Below are 17,902 nucleotides of genomic sequence, written 5' to 3' on the forward strand. Positions count from 1 at the left end.
ATAACCCCCAAATTATTGAACATTTTATTGTCCAACTTTTGGGGGTCACTTCACTCGCTTGGTTGCGAGAACTTTTTTTATTTAAATGGATTATAGAACCTTCCACCATCAATTTTTATAAATAAGATACCTATTACAATAATTAAAACCGCTAATGATAAAGTTAAATAATCATTTCGACTAAATTTGCGATACATGTACCAAGTTCGAGATTTATTCTTACCAAATCTTCTCAGCTCCATGGCCTGACTAATTACTTGAATTTTGTCTAAACTAGATAAAATCAATGGTACTAAAATTTGTGAAGTCCCTTTAATTCTATCCATAACTTTACCCTTTTTAGAAATTTCATACCCGCGAGCTTGTTGTGCTAAGCTAATCGATTGAAAATCTGCTTGCACATCTGGAATATACCTTAAAGCTAGTGAAACTGCATAGCTAAAACGATATGGTATGCAGATTTGGTTTAAACTAGCTGAAAATTCACTCGGATTAGTTGTGATTAAAAACACCAATGATATAGGAACTGTAACTAGATATTTAATCGCTAAATTTAATTCATAAAATAATTGCTCTTGGGTCATAGTTAAATATCCAAAGTTAAAAATAACGTGTCTGGTGCCATATAAATACGCACCATGACCCGGTGAAAAAATATACACTGTAATTAAATTAAGCACAGCAAAAATAACAATTAACTTCACAACTAATTTAATCTGTTGCCATTTTATTTTAGATTGTTGAAAAATAAAAGCTGATAATAATAAAACTAATAATGTAAATCGAACGTCATAACTAATCATCGATATAATTGAAACTAGAATGAAAAAGACTAATTTGCTGGTTCCAGTTAGTCTATGAATCCAAGTATCGTTGCCATCATAACCAAATATACTATTATTCATTTTTGATATTCGACTCCTTACTAATTAAGTAATGTGTCAAGCGGTCAGCGTTTAAGTTAAATCGGTCAGCTATGGTGCTAATACTAGTTGATTTTAAATGTGCCGCCTTAACTACTGATTCATCATTTAAAACATTTTCTGGATAATCATCCTTTAAGATTCCGTGATTACCTAAGGCCACTGCTCGATTAGCATATTCAGTCATGAGATACATATCATGCGTAACAAATATCATCGTGATGTGATGTTCTTGGTTCAAAGACTTCAAAAATTGCATAATTTCAGTGTAATGATAGTAGTCTTGACCAGCTGTGGGTTCATCTAAAATTAATATTTTTGGATTTAAAGCTAAAATACTAGCAATCGTTAAACGCTTCTTTTGTCCATAGCTTAATGCTGAAATAGGCCAATTTCTAAATTCGTATAAATGACATATTTTAAGCACTTCCATAACTTTTCGATTGATATAATCGTCATCAAAGCCACGTAATTTAAGTCCTAAGGCCACTTCATCTTGAATCATTACTTTACTAATCATTTTATCGGGATCTTGCATGATATAGCCAATCTTATCAGCTCGTTGTTTAATGGTCACACCATCTAAGCTCTCATCACCCAAATAAACGCTGCCACTTTGTGGGTTAATGAACCCTGCAATTAGCTTACTTAAAGTAGATTTACCTACCCCATTTTTACCAACTAGGGCCAGCATATCACCACGATTAATCGATAGATTTAAATTTTCAAAAATAATTTTTTGTTTATAGGCAAAGTTTAAGTTATCTATTTTTAAAACTGGTGATGCTGTTGAAATATCAGGTCTATATTTAGCATATGCATTAGCTTGTTGCAATTTAGGTAATAAGTATTTACCGTCAACTAATTTAGCAGATGAGATATGTTCCAAGCCACTAATGTCAACTCCTGACAATCTTATTAAATCTAAATACAACGGATTTCTCAAACCATAGTTAGTTAAAATATCTTTTTTCAATAATTCATCAGGTTTAAAAACTCCTACGATTTCGCCATTATTCATTAAAATAATTTTATCTACTGATTGATTTAAAACTTCTTCAATTCGATGTTCTATGACAATAACCGTGTTATTTAATTCATTATGAATCGCATCTATCAGATTTATTGAAGCAGCTCCCGATGCTGGATCTAATGCAGCTAGAGGTTCATCCAATAATAAGATTGGGGCTTCATCAACCATAATTCCAGCCAATCCAGTTCTTTGTTTTTGACCGCCGGAAAGTTCACTAGGCGCTTGGCTTAGTAAATCTTTTAAATCTAGACGTTTAGCCCACTGATTTACTTTCTTATTCATGTCAGAATTATCTACGCAATCATTTTCCATACCAAAGGCAATATCTTCAGCCACGGTTAATCCTACGAATTGGTCATTAGAATTTTGCAACAATGTACCCACTTTAAGTGATAAATCGAATAACGACATTGACTGCGTGTTTTTACCGTCAATCAAAATTTCACCATCTAGCATTCCTTTAATATTTCGCGGGATAATTCCGTTGATTAAATTGCCTAGTGTGGATTTCCCCGAACCTGAAGGGCCTGCAATTAATACTTTTTCGCCAGCTTTAATATTCAAGTTAATGTGTTTTAGAGTTGGTTCAGATTGGCTATTATATTGAAAAGTAACGTCCTTAAATTCAATCATTGATTTATTTTCCATAACTATTCCTTTTTAAGACTACCTTTCTGAACCTTTGTGGAAGCGTAAATAACTAATAAAATAGTTCCAATAATTCCCGTAGAAAGACTATTAGTAAATGCGGATACTATTCCTTGTAAATAAACTTTATTAGCCGGTTCGGAATAAATTAGAACATCCCCAGTTGGTGCAATTACTACCCAGCAAATGATGTTAATAATAACTTGATATATATTGTATAAAACCAGTTTTTGGGTACTAATTTTACCTTCATCAGGCTTAATATATCTTTTCAAAAAGCCCATTGCTAAACCAAAGAACCCAGTAGTAAATACCCATGTCCACCAAGGAGTTCCAAACTGAGTAAAATCATTAATTGAATGTCCTAAAAAACCAACACAAAAACCTACAGCTGGTCCAAATAAAACTGCAATAAATCCTAAAAACCCATATGACGTATCTAGATTAGTGTTTGGAATTCCGATTGGAATGGAAACCCATCTTTTGAGTAAGAATAAAATTGCAGTCCCAATTCCAATTGCTACAACACTTTGTACACTTAATTTTTTCTTGTTCATCACAAACACTCCTTAAATTTTTAGTTTCAAATAAAATAAAGCCCACCTCTAGATTAACTAGAAGTGAGCTAACACGATACCATTCTAATGTTGAAATAGTTTCACAACTATCTCCTTACCAACATACATAAAATATGTGTACATTTATAATAGGTGCCGCCTATTATCACCTAAATGTCGGTGATACCAATCGTGAGCCATTTTCATACTAAGTTCTAAACTCATTTTCACCAAATATGAGCTCTCTAAATTTAGAAACATTAATATTACTTAATCAGTCAATTTGTTTCATATATTTATTGATTAAAATTATATTGATAAAAAATTATTAAGTCAAGCTTATCCAAAATCAATTACCTATCATTATACGTTAAATTAATGTTAGTATGTAATAGTCAATTTAAAATAAAGGATGGGTTAATATGAACAATGTAAACGTTACTAATCCCAGCTTTTTTAGAAAATATCTAGATAGTTTTCAATGGGATCAAATTTTACATAACATTACTAATATCATAATTGGATTAATTTTACTTTCGTTATTCTTTATGATTTTGAGATACATTGGTAAAAAAATAATCAATAGGTTGTTTAATAGTTACCAAAAGAAACAAAGTGATGTTTCGGCGGGCCGATTAAAAACATTACACTCATTATCAACCAATGCTTATTTATATATCTTAGTATTCTTTTGGATTTATTCAGCATTGACCATTATTGGAATTCCAGTGGGAACATTGTTAGCCAGTGCTGGGTTATTCTCAGTGGCAATTGGTTTAGGTGCCCAAGGTTTGGCATCAGATATTTTAAATGGTTTCTTTATCTTATTTGAAAAGCAAATCTCAATTGGCGACTATGTCACTATAAATGAAGTTACCGGTACAGTTTCATCAATTGGCTTAAGAACTACGCAAATTAGAGGCAATAACGATTCACTAAATTATATTCCTAATCGATACATCACCGTAATTACTAATATGTCTAAGCAAAGAATGAAAGCTGAAATCAACATTAGAATTAACCCTGATACTCCTATCGATAAGGTAATTAATATAATGAACCAAGTTAATAAAGAATACGTTCCTAAACGACCAACTATCATCAGCGCACCTGAATTACTAGGTACGGTGGATATGGGCGATGGCACAATTGCTATCAAAGAATATATTCCAACTACTGCTGATGCTCGTTTTGAAATTCAATTTGAATTCTTAGAATTATATTTAACGGCTATTAATAAAGCTGGTATTAAATTACCAGATAATCATATCTTATTTGGGACTAACCATTAAAAAGAAGTGCATAAGAAGAATGTACTTCTTTTTATTATGAAATGAAACACGAACAACACAGATAAAATTTAAGATTTTAAACGGGTTTTATTGTATAATGTTAGTTATTAGTTTATTAATGTTATTGAAATAACAATTTATGAATATAAAAAATTAACGTTTAAAAGCTAATCATAAACGCTATAACTCTTAGCTATTACGTTACATCTATCGATTAATAAAAGATGCCGGAATGGGCGTCTTTTATTTTATTATGTAATTTAAAATGACATAAGCATTATTTTTTATATACATATTACGAATATTCTGATATTATTAATACAGTTAATGTTATAAAAAGTAACATAGAAGGGATGATACAATGAAACGACGTAATTTAACCATTAGTGTATTTTTAACTACCATCTGTGCACTAATGATAGCTTTAGGAGTATTTTTAGCTCCTAGCAGGGCTAACGCCGATACAAAGACTTACCAAATTGGAACAGATGTAACCTTCCCACCATTTGAATTCGCGAACAACGACAACAAATATGTAGGAATTGACATGGACTTGTTAAGAGCCATTGCTAAGAACCAAGACTTTAAAGTAAATATTAAACCACTTGGTTTCAATGGATCAGTTCAAGCAACTCAATCTGGACAAATTGATGGTATGATTTCTGGAATGAACATCACACCTGAAAGAAAAGGTACTTTTGACTTTTCTAAGCCTTACTACAGCTCTGGAGTAGTCATGGCAGTTGCTCCAAATAGTAGTATTAAATCATTAAATGAACTAAAGGGTAAAACTGTAGCTGTTAAAACTGGTACCGCAGGAGCTGACTACGCTAACAGTATTCAAAAGAAATACGGTTTTAAAGTTTCTACTTTTGATGATTCAAGCAATATGTATCAGGATGTGACTACAGGTAACTCAGTAGCTTGTTTTGAAGACAATCCTGTTATGATGTACGCAATTAAACAAGGAACAAAACTTAAAATAGTTACTAAGCCTGCCAACAACGGTTATTATGGCTTTGCTGTTAAAAAGGGACAAAACAAAGAGCTTTTACATAAGTTTAATGTTGGTCTAGACAACTTAAAGAAAAATGGTGAATACCAAAAAATAGTTGATAAGTATCTAAAAGCTAAGCCTAACGCTGGTAGTAGCTATGCAGATAATCATTCATTCATTGGTATTTTGAAGCAAAACAAATCTTTCTTATGGAATGGTTTTGTACAAACCTTATGGTTAACAATCGTTTCAATTTTCTTTGCTACAATTTTCGGTATGATATTCGGTTTAATGGGTGTGTTACCAAGTAAGTTTTTACAAGGTGTATCAACAACCGTTATTTATATTTTTAGAGGTTTGCCTTTAATGGTATTGGCATTATTTATCTATACTGGTATCCCAAGCTTAACCGGAACTAAAATACCAGCATTCGTAGCCGGTGTCGCCACGCTAATGTTCAATGAAGGTGCATACATTGCTGCCTTCGTTAAGGGAGGAATTCAATCAGTTGATAAAGGTCAAATGGAAGCTGCACGTAGTTTAGGTCTTCCATTTGGTAAATCAATGCGTAAGATTATCCTTCCACAAGGTGTTAAAATTATAATTCCTTCATTTGTTAACCAATTTATTATTACACTTAAAGATACTTCTATCCTATCAGTAATTGGTATTCTAGAACTTACACAAACTGGTAAAATCATCATTGCTAGAAACCTTGAAGGGTTTAAAGTATGGACTGCCATTGCAATTATGTATCTTGTAATTATTACGCTATTAACTTGGCTTTCTAACTGGGGCAAAAGGAGGACTAAGATTTGAGTAAAATAAAAGTTTCTAACTTATATAAACAATACGGCGATAACCATGTTTTAAAAGGTGTCGATTTAGAAGTAAAAGATAACGAAGTAGTCGTTATTATTGGACCATCTGGTTCAGGTAAGAGTACTCTTTTAAGAACTTTGAATAAATTAGAAGAACCTACTTCTGGTTCAGTTATCGTTCACGGCGAAGACATTGCTAAAAAAGACGTTAATATTGATAAAGTAAGAGAACAAATTGGGATGGTTTTCCAACACTTCAACTTGTTCAACAACTTATCAGTATCTGATAACATCATGCTAGCCCCAATGGAATTGAAAAATGTTTCAAAGGAAGATGCTAGTAAATTAGCCAGAAAGTTACTTAAAATCGTTGGACTAGAAAATAAATTCGATGCTCCAATACAATCACTATCTGGTGGTCAAAAACAACGTGTTGCGATTGCTAGAGCCCTGGCAATGCATCCTGACATCATGCTATTCGATGAACCAACTTCAGCTTTAGATCCTGAAATGGTTGGTGATGTGCTATCCGTTATGAAACAACTAGCTAAAGATGGTATGACAATGGTCGTTGTTACCCATGAAATGGGCTTTGCCAAAGAAGTTGCTGACCGTGTACTATTCGTAGATAAAGGTAAAGTCTTAGAAGAAGGTACCCCTGATGAAATCTTTAATCACCCTAAGGATTTAAGATTACAAGAATTTTTATCCAAAGTTTTAGATGCATAAAAATAAAAAGGAACATTCTAAAATAGAATGTTCCTTTTTATTTATTTGAATATTTTCTGTTATAATTATGAAAAGTAATCTCAAAGGAGATAGTTAAGCAATGTTAAACTTTATTATCAATGTTTTACCTAAAAAATTACAAAGTAAAAACAAACAGAAAGCTCAAGATATTATAAAAGACGATAAAAAAAGAGTATTAGTGAAAAGAGTTAAACATGATCGCATGAATTTTTCAGACAAAATAGAGATAATCACAAAAGAATTAAACGTAAACAAAGGTACTGCTAAAGAACTTATAAAGCAGGCAAAATAAAAAAGATTTGGTAATGTCTACCAAATCTTTTTTATTTTAAGCTTTTTTATTGGCTCGATTATAGAAAATCCAGGCAACAATAATGAAGAATACTGGACCGAAAACAGTCCAAAATGCTGTTTGTAAGTCATGGTCTAAAATTGGTTGTAACGATGTGAATATAATCGATAATGCCAAAGTAGCCATAGTAATCACCGTTACAAAATTAATTGTTATTCGGCGATGATAGAAAATAGCACCAACTTGATTATTAGCAAAATTTTTCTTGAAGAATGGAAAAGCAACTACTAAGAACAAGTATGGAACTGCAGTCGTAATATTATTCATATCAGTCAAAATTGTATAGAAAGCTTGTGCAGTAGATCCACCAAATGAAACCCCTAAAACAATCAAGCAAACTACTAGCGTTTGAATCCAAAGAGCAAAAGAAGGAATTCCATTTTGATTTAACTTAGTCATTTTCTTTGGCCAAAAGTCTTTAGGTGAACCTTCAATAAATGATTTAATCGGTGCATAAATTAAGAATAAAAATTCACCAAAATAACTTATAAATCCGGTTAAACTCATAAATCTAGAAATCCATTGGCCTAAAACAACTGAGTTAGCTGCATTCATATGTAAAGCTTTTTCACCAAACATAGAACCTAAATTAGTTACCATGAAATAACGCACGTTCCCTAAATTAATGTTGCTGCCGCTTAAATCTTTTAACCAGTTAGCACTAATTCCGCAGATAAAAATGCTTACCACATACGACAAAGTCATAAAAACCGTGGCAATGATAACCGCACGTGGAAAAGTCTTTTTAGCATTTTTAGTATTATCAGTAACTCCACCTAACGTTTCCATCCCAGCATAAGCAAAAATAGCATAAACTAAAAATGAAAAAATACTTACTGGAGATTGGAAAGCTGAGTTAGGAGATTGTGTAACACTGTGCATAGTAATTGGTTCGGCAAAGTGGCCACCTTGCAATACTAATAACCAAACTGATAAACCTACAAAAATAATAATATCAATCACACTAATAATTCCACTAAAGTAAGAAATTTGCGTAATTGCATTTAATCCGCGATTAGCCACCCAAGTAATTAAAATAATTGCAAAAACTGATAAAATTCCAATCGTTTCATTGGAATTAAGTCCCAATAAACTCCAAGTTTGGGTTTTATCAACGCCTGAAAAAGTAACTGATAAAGGAATCCACATATTAGTTAAAAGTGAAACTAAAGTTAAAACCCAACCGGCTAGCCAGGTAAAACTACCAATAAATGCCCATTTTTTACCAATTGATTTTTCTAACCATGAATAAATTCCACCGTGGGCATCCTTAAAAGTTGAACCGTATTCAGCAAACATTAAACTAGTTGGAATAAAAAACAATAGTGCTCCTAATATATACCAAGTTGCACTAGCGTAACCCATTTGATAAAAAGCCGTCTGAGAATTACTAATTCCAAAAATAGTTGAAAAAATAATGAGAACTAGTCCCATTGTTGTAATCTTACGATTACTTTGTACTTTATCCATAATAAATACTCCCTTTTTTAAGGAAGACACTTCGACACAGCTAAATAACTATGTAAAGATTTTACATATATAAAAAGCATCTCCTAAAATTAGAAGATGCTTTAAAATAAGTACTTAACAAACTAAAAAGTTCATATATGTAAATACCTTAAAAGCACCCCGTAGAAAACTACGACAGTTACCAGTCTATTAAACTGGTCCCCAATAATAAATTAAATAAGTAATTCATTACTTCGGCAAAATACCCTTTTTAACTAAATCACAGTTGCTTAATCAACTCAATAGCTATACTAATGTATTTTGCGCCTCTTCCTTAGATATATTTGATTATTTTAATAATACAATAACATTTTATATTATGCAAACTAAAAAAGATGCCTTTTAGGCATCTTTTTTAGTATTTTTTAATGGAATTGCATTCCACCGTCTAAAATTAAAGTTTGACCTGTCATGTAATTAGAATCTGATTCAGCTAAGAAAGCTACACCAGCAGCAATTTCTTCAGGTTCAGCTAAACGTTTAACTGCAATGTTTTTGGCAAATTGTTGCATACCCCAATCATCGTCTTTATTGTTGTTTTGTGCAACTTGATGGGCAATGTCCATCATCATTGGAGTTTTAACGATACCTGGTGCAAAAGCATTAACTGTAATGCCTTCTTCAGCTAAATCTCTAGCTGAAGATTGAGTGATACCTCTAATAGCAAACTTAGTACTACTATATAAAGTTAAGTTTGGATTACCAACTACACCTGCTTGAGAAGTAGCATTAATAATTTTACCACCATGACCTAATTCTTTGAACTTATCTCTGGCAGCTTGAATTCCCCAAATAACACTAGCAACATTGATGTTATATACCGTGTTAAATTGTTCTGGAGTAATTGTATCGATAGGAGTTGTTGGGCCAACACCAGCGTTATTTACAACAACATCTAAGCCACCTAATTTTTCAACAGTTTCATCAATCGCATTAAAAACTTGGTCTCTTTGTGAAACATCAACTTGAACGGCAATAGCTTCTCCACCATTATCGTTAATTTCTTTAGCAACCGCTTCTCCTTTAGATAAAGTACGGTTAGCAATAGCAACTGCAAAACCATCTTTAGCTAATCTTACAGCAATTGATTTTCCAATACCTTGACCACTACCAGTTACAAAAGCTACTTTTTTTGTCATTGGGACACCTCTTAAGTTTATTTATTCATAAATAAATTTACACTAAAAACGGTTAAAATGTAAGTGGTTTTCAATAATTTTTTTCTAATTTTTATTATAAATTGAATTTTAGAAATTTAAATTTAATCTTATTATAAATATTATCTAACTACAACTGCATAACGATTATATTGGTCATATACTTGTTGAAATCTGGATGTGCTTACCCAGAAAATTTTATTACCATCTCCAGCGTATTTATAAGGGTCAGCAACTAAAAATTGCCCATATCTATATCCAACAATTGTTAACATATGGCCCGTGGCTTTACCACGCATATTTCTTGATCCAGCAAAGGCCACTGCATTTCCCCTTTTAACTTCCTTAATGATTTGGTCTTTGTGGTAACTAGAAATGTTAGCGGTATTGGAATTATACTGTTTGCCATATCTAGTTAAAGGAGCCGGCAATATAGTCCATGAAACGTTGGTAGCGTTATGTTTGTATGGATTACCGCGAAAACCCTTATGAATATTAGAACTTCTAGGCATTCGATCGATAAAAGTACGTGTACTCAAATTATTAGCACTACCTTTAACTGATAACGCCATTTTTAGACTAATCGCCTCACAGGCATTTGGTGCGAGGGTTGGATACAATTGACTAGAATAAGTGTATGGTAAAACATAAGTTGATATGCTCTTTAAAGCCTTAGCGTTTATCCAACCATAAACGTGTCCTTTGCGACTAATTTGGTAATATGTTTCCTTATTTGAAACGGCTTTTTGATTTAGTTGTACGGATAATCCGTTAATTCTATTAGTGCTACCTAAGTATTTAGCTCCTGGCTTATATGGTTCTGCCCATAGATACGAAGTTCCATTAGCTATTTTCATCATATATTTATCCCTAGCAGAAGTTACATCATACTTATATTGGTCAGCATTATTTTCGTCGCTATTATTATTTTCTCCATTATCATTGTTGTTTTCACTATTGCTATTAGTGTTATTTTGATTGTTTTCAACACTAACTCCGTTGATAGAATCAGCATAAGCTTTATTATACTTAATAGCGGATGTAAAGATGCCTAAACCCATTAAAGATAAAGTTGCTAAATATACTGTTTTTTTCATTTTAAAATCCATCTTCTTATTTTTATTTTGAGTAAATAATATCAACTAAATTTAACAAACGTATAACATAAAGATTAACTTTTATGAATATAATGTTACACCTTTAGGCCAATTGTTTGAATATTAACCGTTGAAATAGTAGTTTATAGACGTAATAAATAAAAGATAAGAGGTTAAAAAATGGCTGATAAATATAATTATGATGTTTTATACATTGGAGCCGGACATGGTACCTTCGATGGTGCAATGCCTCTAGCACAAAAGGGATTCAAAGTTGGTGTTATTGAAGCTGATAAAGTTGGTGGAACTTGTCCTAACTGGGGTTGCAACGCCAAAATAGCCCTAGATACACCTATAAAAATTTATGAACAACAAAAACAAATGAGTAACATTTTAGAAGGAAATCTAAAAATTAACTGGAGAAATAACGTTGAAAATAAACGTAAAACAATTAATTCACTACCTTCAGCTATTGAAAGCGGTATGAAATCAATGGGAATTGATGTAATAAAAGGATGGGGTAAACTTGTCGACAAAAATACTGTAAGCGTCGACGACAGAAAAATCACGTCAAAAAACATCGTAATTGCTACTGGTTTAAGACCAAATAAATTAGACATTCCTGGTACTGATTTAAGCCATGATAGTAAAGAATTTATGGACTTAGACGAAATGCCTAACAATATCGCTATCATTGGTTCTGGATATATTGCAATGGAATTTGCTACGATTGCTAACGCCGTTGGTGCAAATGTTACTGTATTTATGCATAGTGATCGCATTTTGAGACAATTCTACCAACCTTATACTGAGATATTAATGAAATCACTAGAAAATAAAGGCATTAAATTCATTAAATCAGCTAATGTAGCTAGTTTCAGCAAAGAAAACGACAAATTTGTTGTCGAATATGGTGATAATGAAAAATTTGAAACTGACTGGATTTTAGATGCAGCTGGCCGCATTCCAAACGTTGAAAATATCGGATTGGAAGATGTTGGGGTGGATTTTGACAAAAAAGGTATCAAAGTTGATAACTACTTAAGAACCTCAGTAGACAACATATATGCTTCCGGTGACGTTGCTGATGCTGGGCAACCTAAGCTAACTCCAACTGCTGTATTTCAATCAACTTATTTAATGAAATTATTTGCTAAACTAACTGATAAACCAATTGATTATCCAAGTATTCCATCAGTCGCATTTACTATGCCACGTATTGGTCAAGTTGGGGTTAGTGTAGACGAAGCTAAGAGTAATCCCGATAAATATGACATCAAAGAAAATAATTTAACTGATTCTGATTGGTATCGAATTATGACAAATGATAAAATTGCTCAAAATAATTATATTTACAATAAAGAACATCAACTAGTTGGCTTTACCGAAATTAGTAATGAGGCTGATAATGCTGTAGACTCGTTATTACCAATTATTGATTTAAAGTTAAATAAAGACCAAATGGGCCAGATAGTTCAATTGTTCCCATCCATCACTAGTGATACTTGGGGTAATATGTAACAACCTAATAACCTAAAAAAGATTAATCCATAGCGATTAATCTTTTTTTGTTTCACGTATGTATTGTAAATCTATAATAACTCTATTAGTATGTTAAGTATAAATTATCAGGGAGGATTTATATTATGAGTAGATTTGATCTTAAGAAAAAAGCAGATCGAATTTTAATGACTAACTTTAAGTATTTCTTTTTAATGTTTTTACCATATTATATTTTATCAATTATTTCTGGGGTAACATACCAAAATTCATCAGAAATAAGTATAGACGGAAGTAATCACATAAAAGTAACACATAATTGGGGAATGTTAGGTTCAACTACTATATTTTCAATAGTAGCTGGACTATTAATGACTGGAATTATGTTTGTATGTATTGACCATATACGTAATAAGGCTGAATATAACAAACCTTTTTTGCATTCTGTAACTATAATTAATAATGGTAAATATTTCTGGGGAACAATATTTATATATATATTATCTTATATAATGATATGCTTATGGACATTGTTACTAATAATTCCAGGAATAATAAAAGGATTAGCATATTCTCAAGCATTTTATATATATAGAGATGCCGTCGATAAAGGTGAACACATATCATACATGGATGCTATCACAAAAAGTCGTCAGCTTATGGACGGACATAAGTGGGAATTCTTCGTTCTTCAATTAAGTTTCATCGGTTGGTTCTTGTTAGTAGGAATTACATTTGGACTAGCTGGTATTTATGTAATACCTTACTATCGTTTAACTATAGCTAACTTCTATGATAGTTTGTTAGATTAAGAAAATAAGTACTATTTAAAAAAATAGGTTATGAAGTAAACCTCCATAACCTATTTTTTAGTGTCTGAACAAGTAAATCATTGCAAATCCAATCACCGCAATGATACTTCCCCAGAAAAATTGAGCAATCATACTACGATCACCTAACATGTATCTAATCAAAGGAATCTTTTTACCTACACCAAATATACATACTCCTAGAACAGCCAATACAAATCCAACGACTGCTAGTGGTCCATTTTGATGCCACATTTGTGAAAACTCATTTAATATTTCATTCAATTATAATTCACCTCATATTTAATAATACTAAAAAAACACTCAATAGCTATAGTATTGAGTGCTTTTTATAAATAATTTTACTATCTAATTACCATTACAGAGATAGGTGCATACTTAGCCATGTAAGCTGCTTGACTACCAAAGTGTTTGGCAATTCCTTTTTTAGATTCAGAACCAATAATTAGTAAATCCGGTTCAACATGAGGAATAACATCTTTAACAATTGTTTCTCCAGCTTCACCTTCAGAAACAATCACATTAACTTCTTTAACTCCAGCTTCTTGAGCTTGTTTTTGATAATCTAAAACGTGTTGTTCTAATTCAGAACGTTCACCGTGAATATAATCCTTAGTTAAAGCTTGATAGATGTTCATATCTTCATCTTCTAGCACTGAAACGATAGTTAATGAAGCTTCATCTTTTTTAGCACGTTCAATGGCGTACTTAAAAGCTAAAATAGCATCGTCTGAGTCATCAACTGCTACTAAAATTTTTTTGAAGTCATCATTCATATTAAAGCCTTCTATCTTTTATATAATTTAAACTAATCTTTATTAGCTTGCTTTTGAGCGTAACGCTTATTTCCGCGATGCAATTCTACTAAAGTCCATACAAGTAATGCTAAGATTAAAACATCAATTACATAAGCAATAATAGTACCAGCATGTTGTTGACCAGCAGTTGGGTTATCACCAAAGAATCCAATAATGGAATCTGGCATATTTAACAAGTTTAGGAATGTCAAAGCTATAACTGATAACCATCCACAAACTTTTACCCAAGTACTATTCTTAAATCTTTCACCCATTTCAACTTTACTATTAGTCATCATTAGTAATGGCAACATTGAGAATGGTAAAGCAAATGCTAAGAATACTTGTGAATTTTCAATTAAATCATTAATTGCGGCATGTTGAGCTAGTTCAGATTCTTTCGCAGTCATTGCCACACAAATAAGCACTGGAATAACTGAAATCAAACGAGTTATTAAACGACGCATCCATAGAGGCATCTTCATGTGAACGAAACCTTCCATGATAACTTGACCAGTTAAAGTACCGGTAATGGTAGAGTTTTGTCCTGAAGCTAACAATGCAACTGCAAATAAAGTGGAAAGTACACCAGACTTAGCAACCCCAATTAAAATTGGGTTTGATAACATCTTAGTGTTATTTAAAGCATCAAATAATCCAAAGAATGATGTATCTTGAACGGCACCAGATTTGAATACCGCTACACCCATAATTAATAGTAATGAGTTTACAAAGAAAGCAAATGTTAATTGAATATTTGAATCCCAAGTAGTAAATCTAATTGTTCTAGCAACGTCTTCTTCATCTTTATGATCAATTGATCTAGTTTGAGAAACTGCAGAATGTAGGTATAAATTATGTGGCATAACAGTAGCACCAATAATTCCTAAAGCACCACTTAATGGAGTCATACCTGCAACTTCTTCTGAGCCTGAGAACGTACGTGGAAGTGGCATTAATCCAGCAAATGCACCACCCCAGTCTGGTTTAGATAGGACAACTTGATATACGAATACCAACAAAATAACCAAAATTAAACAAACAACGATTGCTTCAATTTTTCTAAAACCAATCTTAGTTAATAATAGCAATACCAAAACATCTAGAACTGTAACAAAAACTGCTACAACTAAAGGTATATCGAATAATAAATAAAGCGCAATCGCAGCACCAATAACTTCAGCAATATCAGTCGCCATAATTGCTAGCTCGGTCATAATCCATAAAACGATTCCTAAGGTCTTACTGGTTCTGGCACGGATAGCTTGTGCTAAATCCATCTGACTCACGATTCCAAGTTTAGCCGCCATGTATTGTAGTAGCATCGCAATCAAACTTGAAATTAAGATGACAGACATCAATAGATAACCAAAGTTTTGACCACCAGTAATTGAAGTAGCCCAGTTACCTGGATCCATATAACCAACGGCAACTAATGCTCCAGGTCCAGAGTACGCAAATAATGTTTTCCAGAATCCCCAGTTTTTAGGAACATCAATCTTCCCGTTAATTTCTTCAAGGGAAGGTCCATTAGCATAATGGATTAAGCCTTGCTTTTTGTGTTGAGAACTTACTTTTTCACTCATATTAGTAGTTCCACCTTTCTGTAAATTAAGCAACAACACACATTGTACAATATTATTAAAAAAGTTTAAAGTTTTTTTTAGGCATTACTAAACTTTTTTTATCCACTTATTAAATATAATCATTATACATACTGTAAAGTAGCCTTTTGATAATGAGTAATTTATTTTAACAAAAAAATCGAAAAGTAAAATAATCGGTAAATTTACTTGTTAAATGTACAATAATACCTTTGTATTAAAGTTTAATTTGAGTTTTGAGCAAAACACGAACTTTTTTTCTATTTGACAAAATAATGTTTATGTTTGATAATAGTCGATAATTTTATACTTAAGAATTGGAGCTATTATGATGGAAAAAGTCGATTTATGCATTACTAACGGTAACGTTTTAAATGTTTTTACCCGTTCATTTGAAAAAAACACTTTATGGATTAAGAATGGAAAAATTGTTGCTACCGGAAATCAATTTAATACAATCCAAGCTAAAACTATTATTAACGCTAGTGATAAATACATAGTTCCAGGATTTATCGATTCACACGTCCACATTGAAAGTTCGCTAGTCGCTCCATCCGAATTAGCTAAAGTAATTTTACCAATGGGAACTACCTCAATTTTTACTGACCCACATGAAATTGCTAATGTATCTGGAGTTGATGGTATTAAATATATGATTGAAGATGCCAGACAAACTCCATTAGATGTCTTTGTAATGTTACCATCTTCAGTTCCTTGTACCCCATTTGAAGATAATGGTGCTACTCTTAAAGCTAAAGACTTACACCCACTTTATAAATTTCCTGAAGTTAAGGGCTTAGCTGAAGTTATGGATTATCCAGCGGTTGAAAAAAGAGATACCGATATAATGGAAAAAATTAATGATGCTTTAAACCATCATTTACAAGTTGATGGACATGGTGCCGGCATGAACAGAGAACAGCTGGACGTCTACCGCCAAGCAGAAATTAGTACCGATCATGAATGTACAGACTTACAGGGAATTAATGATCGTTTGGCTGAAGGCTTTAAAGTATTCTTGAGAGAAGGCACCGTTGAAAGAGATTTACAAAACACGATTCAAATTGTGAATGAAGGTAATGCGCAACGTTTCTCATTTTGTACCGACGACAAATTTATAAACACTATAATTGAAGAAGGTGGCATTAATTTTGCGATTAAGCTAGCCATCCAATACGGTGTTAAACCTGAAACAGCTTACACCATGGCTAGTTACAATGCAGCTATGGCACATAAAATTGACGATTTAGGGGCTTTGTCAACTGGTTACAAAGCTGACTTAGTATTTATAAATAACCCGAAAGCCGTTGATGTTAATAAGGTTATGAAAGATGGAAAGTTCATTCAAGAAAATGATTTTGAAACTAAAACTTTAAACTTTCAAAGCAATACTATGAATCATCATTTTACTAAAGCAGATTTGAAACTTGAATTAAGCAACGACGAATGTAACGTTATTGGTATTTGTCCTAATCATATCGAAACTAAACATTTAATAAAAAAAGTTCCTATTGAAAACGGTGAGTTCAAAGCTGACCTTAAAAATGATGTTTTAAAGATGGTAGATGTAGAAAGACATCACAACTCGGGAACTTACGGATTAGCTTTAGTAAGTGGTTTTAAATTAAATGAAGGGGCAGTTGCTACAACTGTGGCGCATGATTCACACAATTTACTAGCATTTGGAACTAGTGATGATGCAATCTATCGAGCAATTGAAGAAGTTACTAAAGTTGGTGGTGGCATTTCTGTTGTCGATGACGAAAAAACACTTGCCACAATGCCCTTAAAAATTGCTGGCCTAATGTCTGATAAATCCTGGCAAAAAGCTAGTGAAGATTTATCTGCCATTACCAATGCTTATAAAAAAATAAGCAATGATATTGATTTTAACCCATTCATCACCCTATCATTTTTAAGTTTACCGGTAATTCCTACGATTAAATTAACCAACCGTGGATTATATGATTTTGAACAACAAAAATTTATCAATATTGCAAGATAAAAAAATACACATTATCGATTTAGATAATGT

At 32.3% G+C, this 17,902-nt stretch carries 16 protein-coding genes and 1 riboswitch; of the genes, 7 read left to right on the forward strand and 9 right to left on the reverse strand.

The genetic code is table 11. The features are described 5' to 3' along the window. Window positions 1-77: 77 nt before the first annotated feature. Genes FD06_RS01070 through FD06_RS01080 form a run of 3 tightly spaced genes read right to left on the reverse strand, consistent with a single transcriptional unit; the run spans window position 78 to window position 3,161 of the window. Complete coding sequence (locus tag FD06_RS01070) at window positions 78-905, reverse strand: energy-coupling factor transporter transmembrane component T family protein (protein ID WP_056965636.1); 828 nt, start codon at window positions 903-905, stop codon at window positions 78-80. Then, window positions 898-2,604, reverse strand: a complete 1,707-nt coding sequence (locus FD06_RS01075) for an ABC transporter ATP-binding protein (protein WP_056965637.1) — start codon at window positions 2,602-2,604, stop codon at window positions 898-900. The genes FD06_RS01070 and FD06_RS01075 overlap by 8 nt, the downstream gene beginning before the upstream one ends. A gap of 2 nt (window positions 2,605-2,606) precedes the next feature. Further along, entirely contained in the window at window positions 2,607-3,161 is a 555-nt protein-coding gene (locus FD06_RS01080) for an ECF-type riboflavin transporter substrate-binding protein (RefSeq protein ID WP_056965638.1), read from the reverse strand. Between the two features lie 422 nt (window positions 3,162-3,583). Here FD06_RS01080 and FD06_RS01085 point away from each other — a divergent pair, with 422 nt between their 5' ends. The 4 genes from FD06_RS01085 (at window position 3,584) to FD06_RS01100 (ending at window position 7,313) form a co-directional block, all read left to right on the forward strand. Beyond that, window positions 3,584-4,453: a mechanosensitive ion channel family protein gene (locus tag FD06_RS01085; RefSeq protein WP_056965639.1), complete on the forward strand. Its 870-nt coding sequence runs from the start codon at window positions 3,584-3,586 to the stop codon at window positions 4,451-4,453. Between the two features lie 361 nt (window positions 4,454-4,814). Next, complete coding sequence (locus FD06_RS01090) at window positions 4,815-6,269, forward strand: amino acid ABC transporter substrate-binding protein/permease (protein ID WP_054657905.1); 1,455 nt, start codon at window positions 4,815-4,817, stop codon at window positions 6,267-6,269. Beyond that, on the forward strand, window positions 6,266-7,000 hold the full coding sequence (locus FD06_RS01095) for an amino acid ABC transporter ATP-binding protein (RefSeq protein ID WP_056965640.1): 735 nt from the start codon (window positions 6,266-6,268) through the stop codon (window positions 6,998-7,000). Before FD06_RS01090 ends, FD06_RS01095 begins: the two co-directional genes overlap by 4 nt. 100 nt (window positions 7,001-7,100) lie before the next feature. After that, on the forward strand, window positions 7,101-7,313 hold the full coding sequence (locus FD06_RS01100; protein WP_056965641.1) for a hypothetical protein: 213 nt from the start codon (window positions 7,101-7,103) through the stop codon (window positions 7,311-7,313). Window positions 7,314-7,349: 36 nt separating this feature from the next. Here FD06_RS01100 and yjeM read toward each other — a convergent pair whose 3' ends face one another. From yjeM to FD06_RS01115, 3 genes are all read right to left on the reverse strand, one after another. Beyond that, window positions 7,350-8,843, reverse strand: coding sequence for a glutamate/gamma-aminobutyrate family transporter YjeM (gene yjeM, locus FD06_RS01105; RefSeq protein ID WP_056965642.1), 1,494 nt, complete (start codon window positions 8,841-8,843; stop codon window positions 7,350-7,352). A gap of 144 nt (window positions 8,844-8,987) precedes the next feature. After that, window positions 8,988-9,162, reverse strand: a riboswitch (Lysine riboswitch). 85 nt (window positions 9,163-9,247) lie between these two features. Further along, on the reverse strand, window positions 9,248-10,021 hold the full coding sequence (locus FD06_RS01110) for a (S)-acetoin forming diacetyl reductase (protein WP_054657901.1): 774 nt from the start codon (window positions 10,019-10,021) through the stop codon (window positions 9,248-9,250). A 140-nt stretch (window positions 10,022-10,161) separates the two neighbouring features. Further along, window positions 10,162-11,136 (reverse strand): C39 family peptidase, encoded by a 975-nt coding sequence (locus tag FD06_RS01115; protein ID WP_054657899.1) that lies wholly within the window; start codon window positions 11,134-11,136, stop codon window positions 10,162-10,164. Window positions 11,137-11,316: 180 nt separating this feature from the next. On the opposite strand from FD06_RS01115, the gene FD06_RS01120 reads away from it, so the two are divergent. Together FD06_RS01120 and FD06_RS01125 are read left to right on the forward strand one after the other, a co-directional pair. Further along, window positions 11,317-12,657: a dihydrolipoyl dehydrogenase family protein gene (locus tag FD06_RS01120; RefSeq protein ID WP_054657897.1), complete on the forward strand. Its 1,341-nt coding sequence runs from the start codon at window positions 11,317-11,319 to the stop codon at window positions 12,655-12,657. Window positions 12,658-12,782: 125 nt separating this feature from the next. Further along, on the forward strand, window positions 12,783-13,448 hold the full coding sequence (locus tag FD06_RS01125) for a DUF975 family protein (protein ID WP_056965643.1): 666 nt from the start codon (window positions 12,783-12,785) through the stop codon (window positions 13,446-13,448). A 57-nt stretch (window positions 13,449-13,505) separates the two neighbouring features. Here FD06_RS01125 and FD06_RS01130 read toward each other — a convergent pair whose 3' ends face one another. From FD06_RS01130 to FD06_RS01140, 3 genes are all read right to left on the reverse strand, one after another. Continuing rightward, window positions 13,506-13,730 (reverse strand): hypothetical protein, encoded by a 225-nt coding sequence (locus FD06_RS01130; RefSeq protein WP_054657895.1) that lies wholly within the window; start codon window positions 13,728-13,730, stop codon window positions 13,506-13,508. An 80-nt stretch (window positions 13,731-13,810) separates the two neighbouring features. Continuing rightward, window positions 13,811-14,242 carry a universal stress protein gene (locus FD06_RS01135; RefSeq protein ID WP_054657893.1) on the reverse strand — a complete coding sequence of 144 codons (432 nt, stop codon included), beginning with the start codon at window positions 14,240-14,242 and terminating at the stop codon, window positions 13,811-13,813. 32 nt (window positions 14,243-14,274) lie between these two features. After that, window positions 14,275-15,849: an Nramp family divalent metal transporter gene (locus tag FD06_RS01140; RefSeq protein WP_054657891.1), complete on the reverse strand. Its 1,575-nt coding sequence runs from the start codon at window positions 15,847-15,849 to the stop codon at window positions 14,275-14,277. Between the two features lie 349 nt (window positions 15,850-16,198). Between FD06_RS01140 and ade the strand changes: the two genes are divergently transcribed. Next, window positions 16,199-17,872: an adenine deaminase gene (ade, locus tag FD06_RS01145; protein ID WP_338024173.1), complete on the forward strand. Its 1,674-nt coding sequence runs from the start codon at window positions 16,199-16,201 to the stop codon at window positions 17,870-17,872. Window positions 17,873-17,902: the final 30 nt, after the last annotated feature.

Source organism: Apilactobacillus ozensis DSM 23829 = JCM 17196 (assembly GCF_001435995.1).
GTDB classification, from domain to species: domain Bacteria; phylum Bacillota; class Bacilli; order Lactobacillales; family Lactobacillaceae; genus Apilactobacillus; species Apilactobacillus ozensis.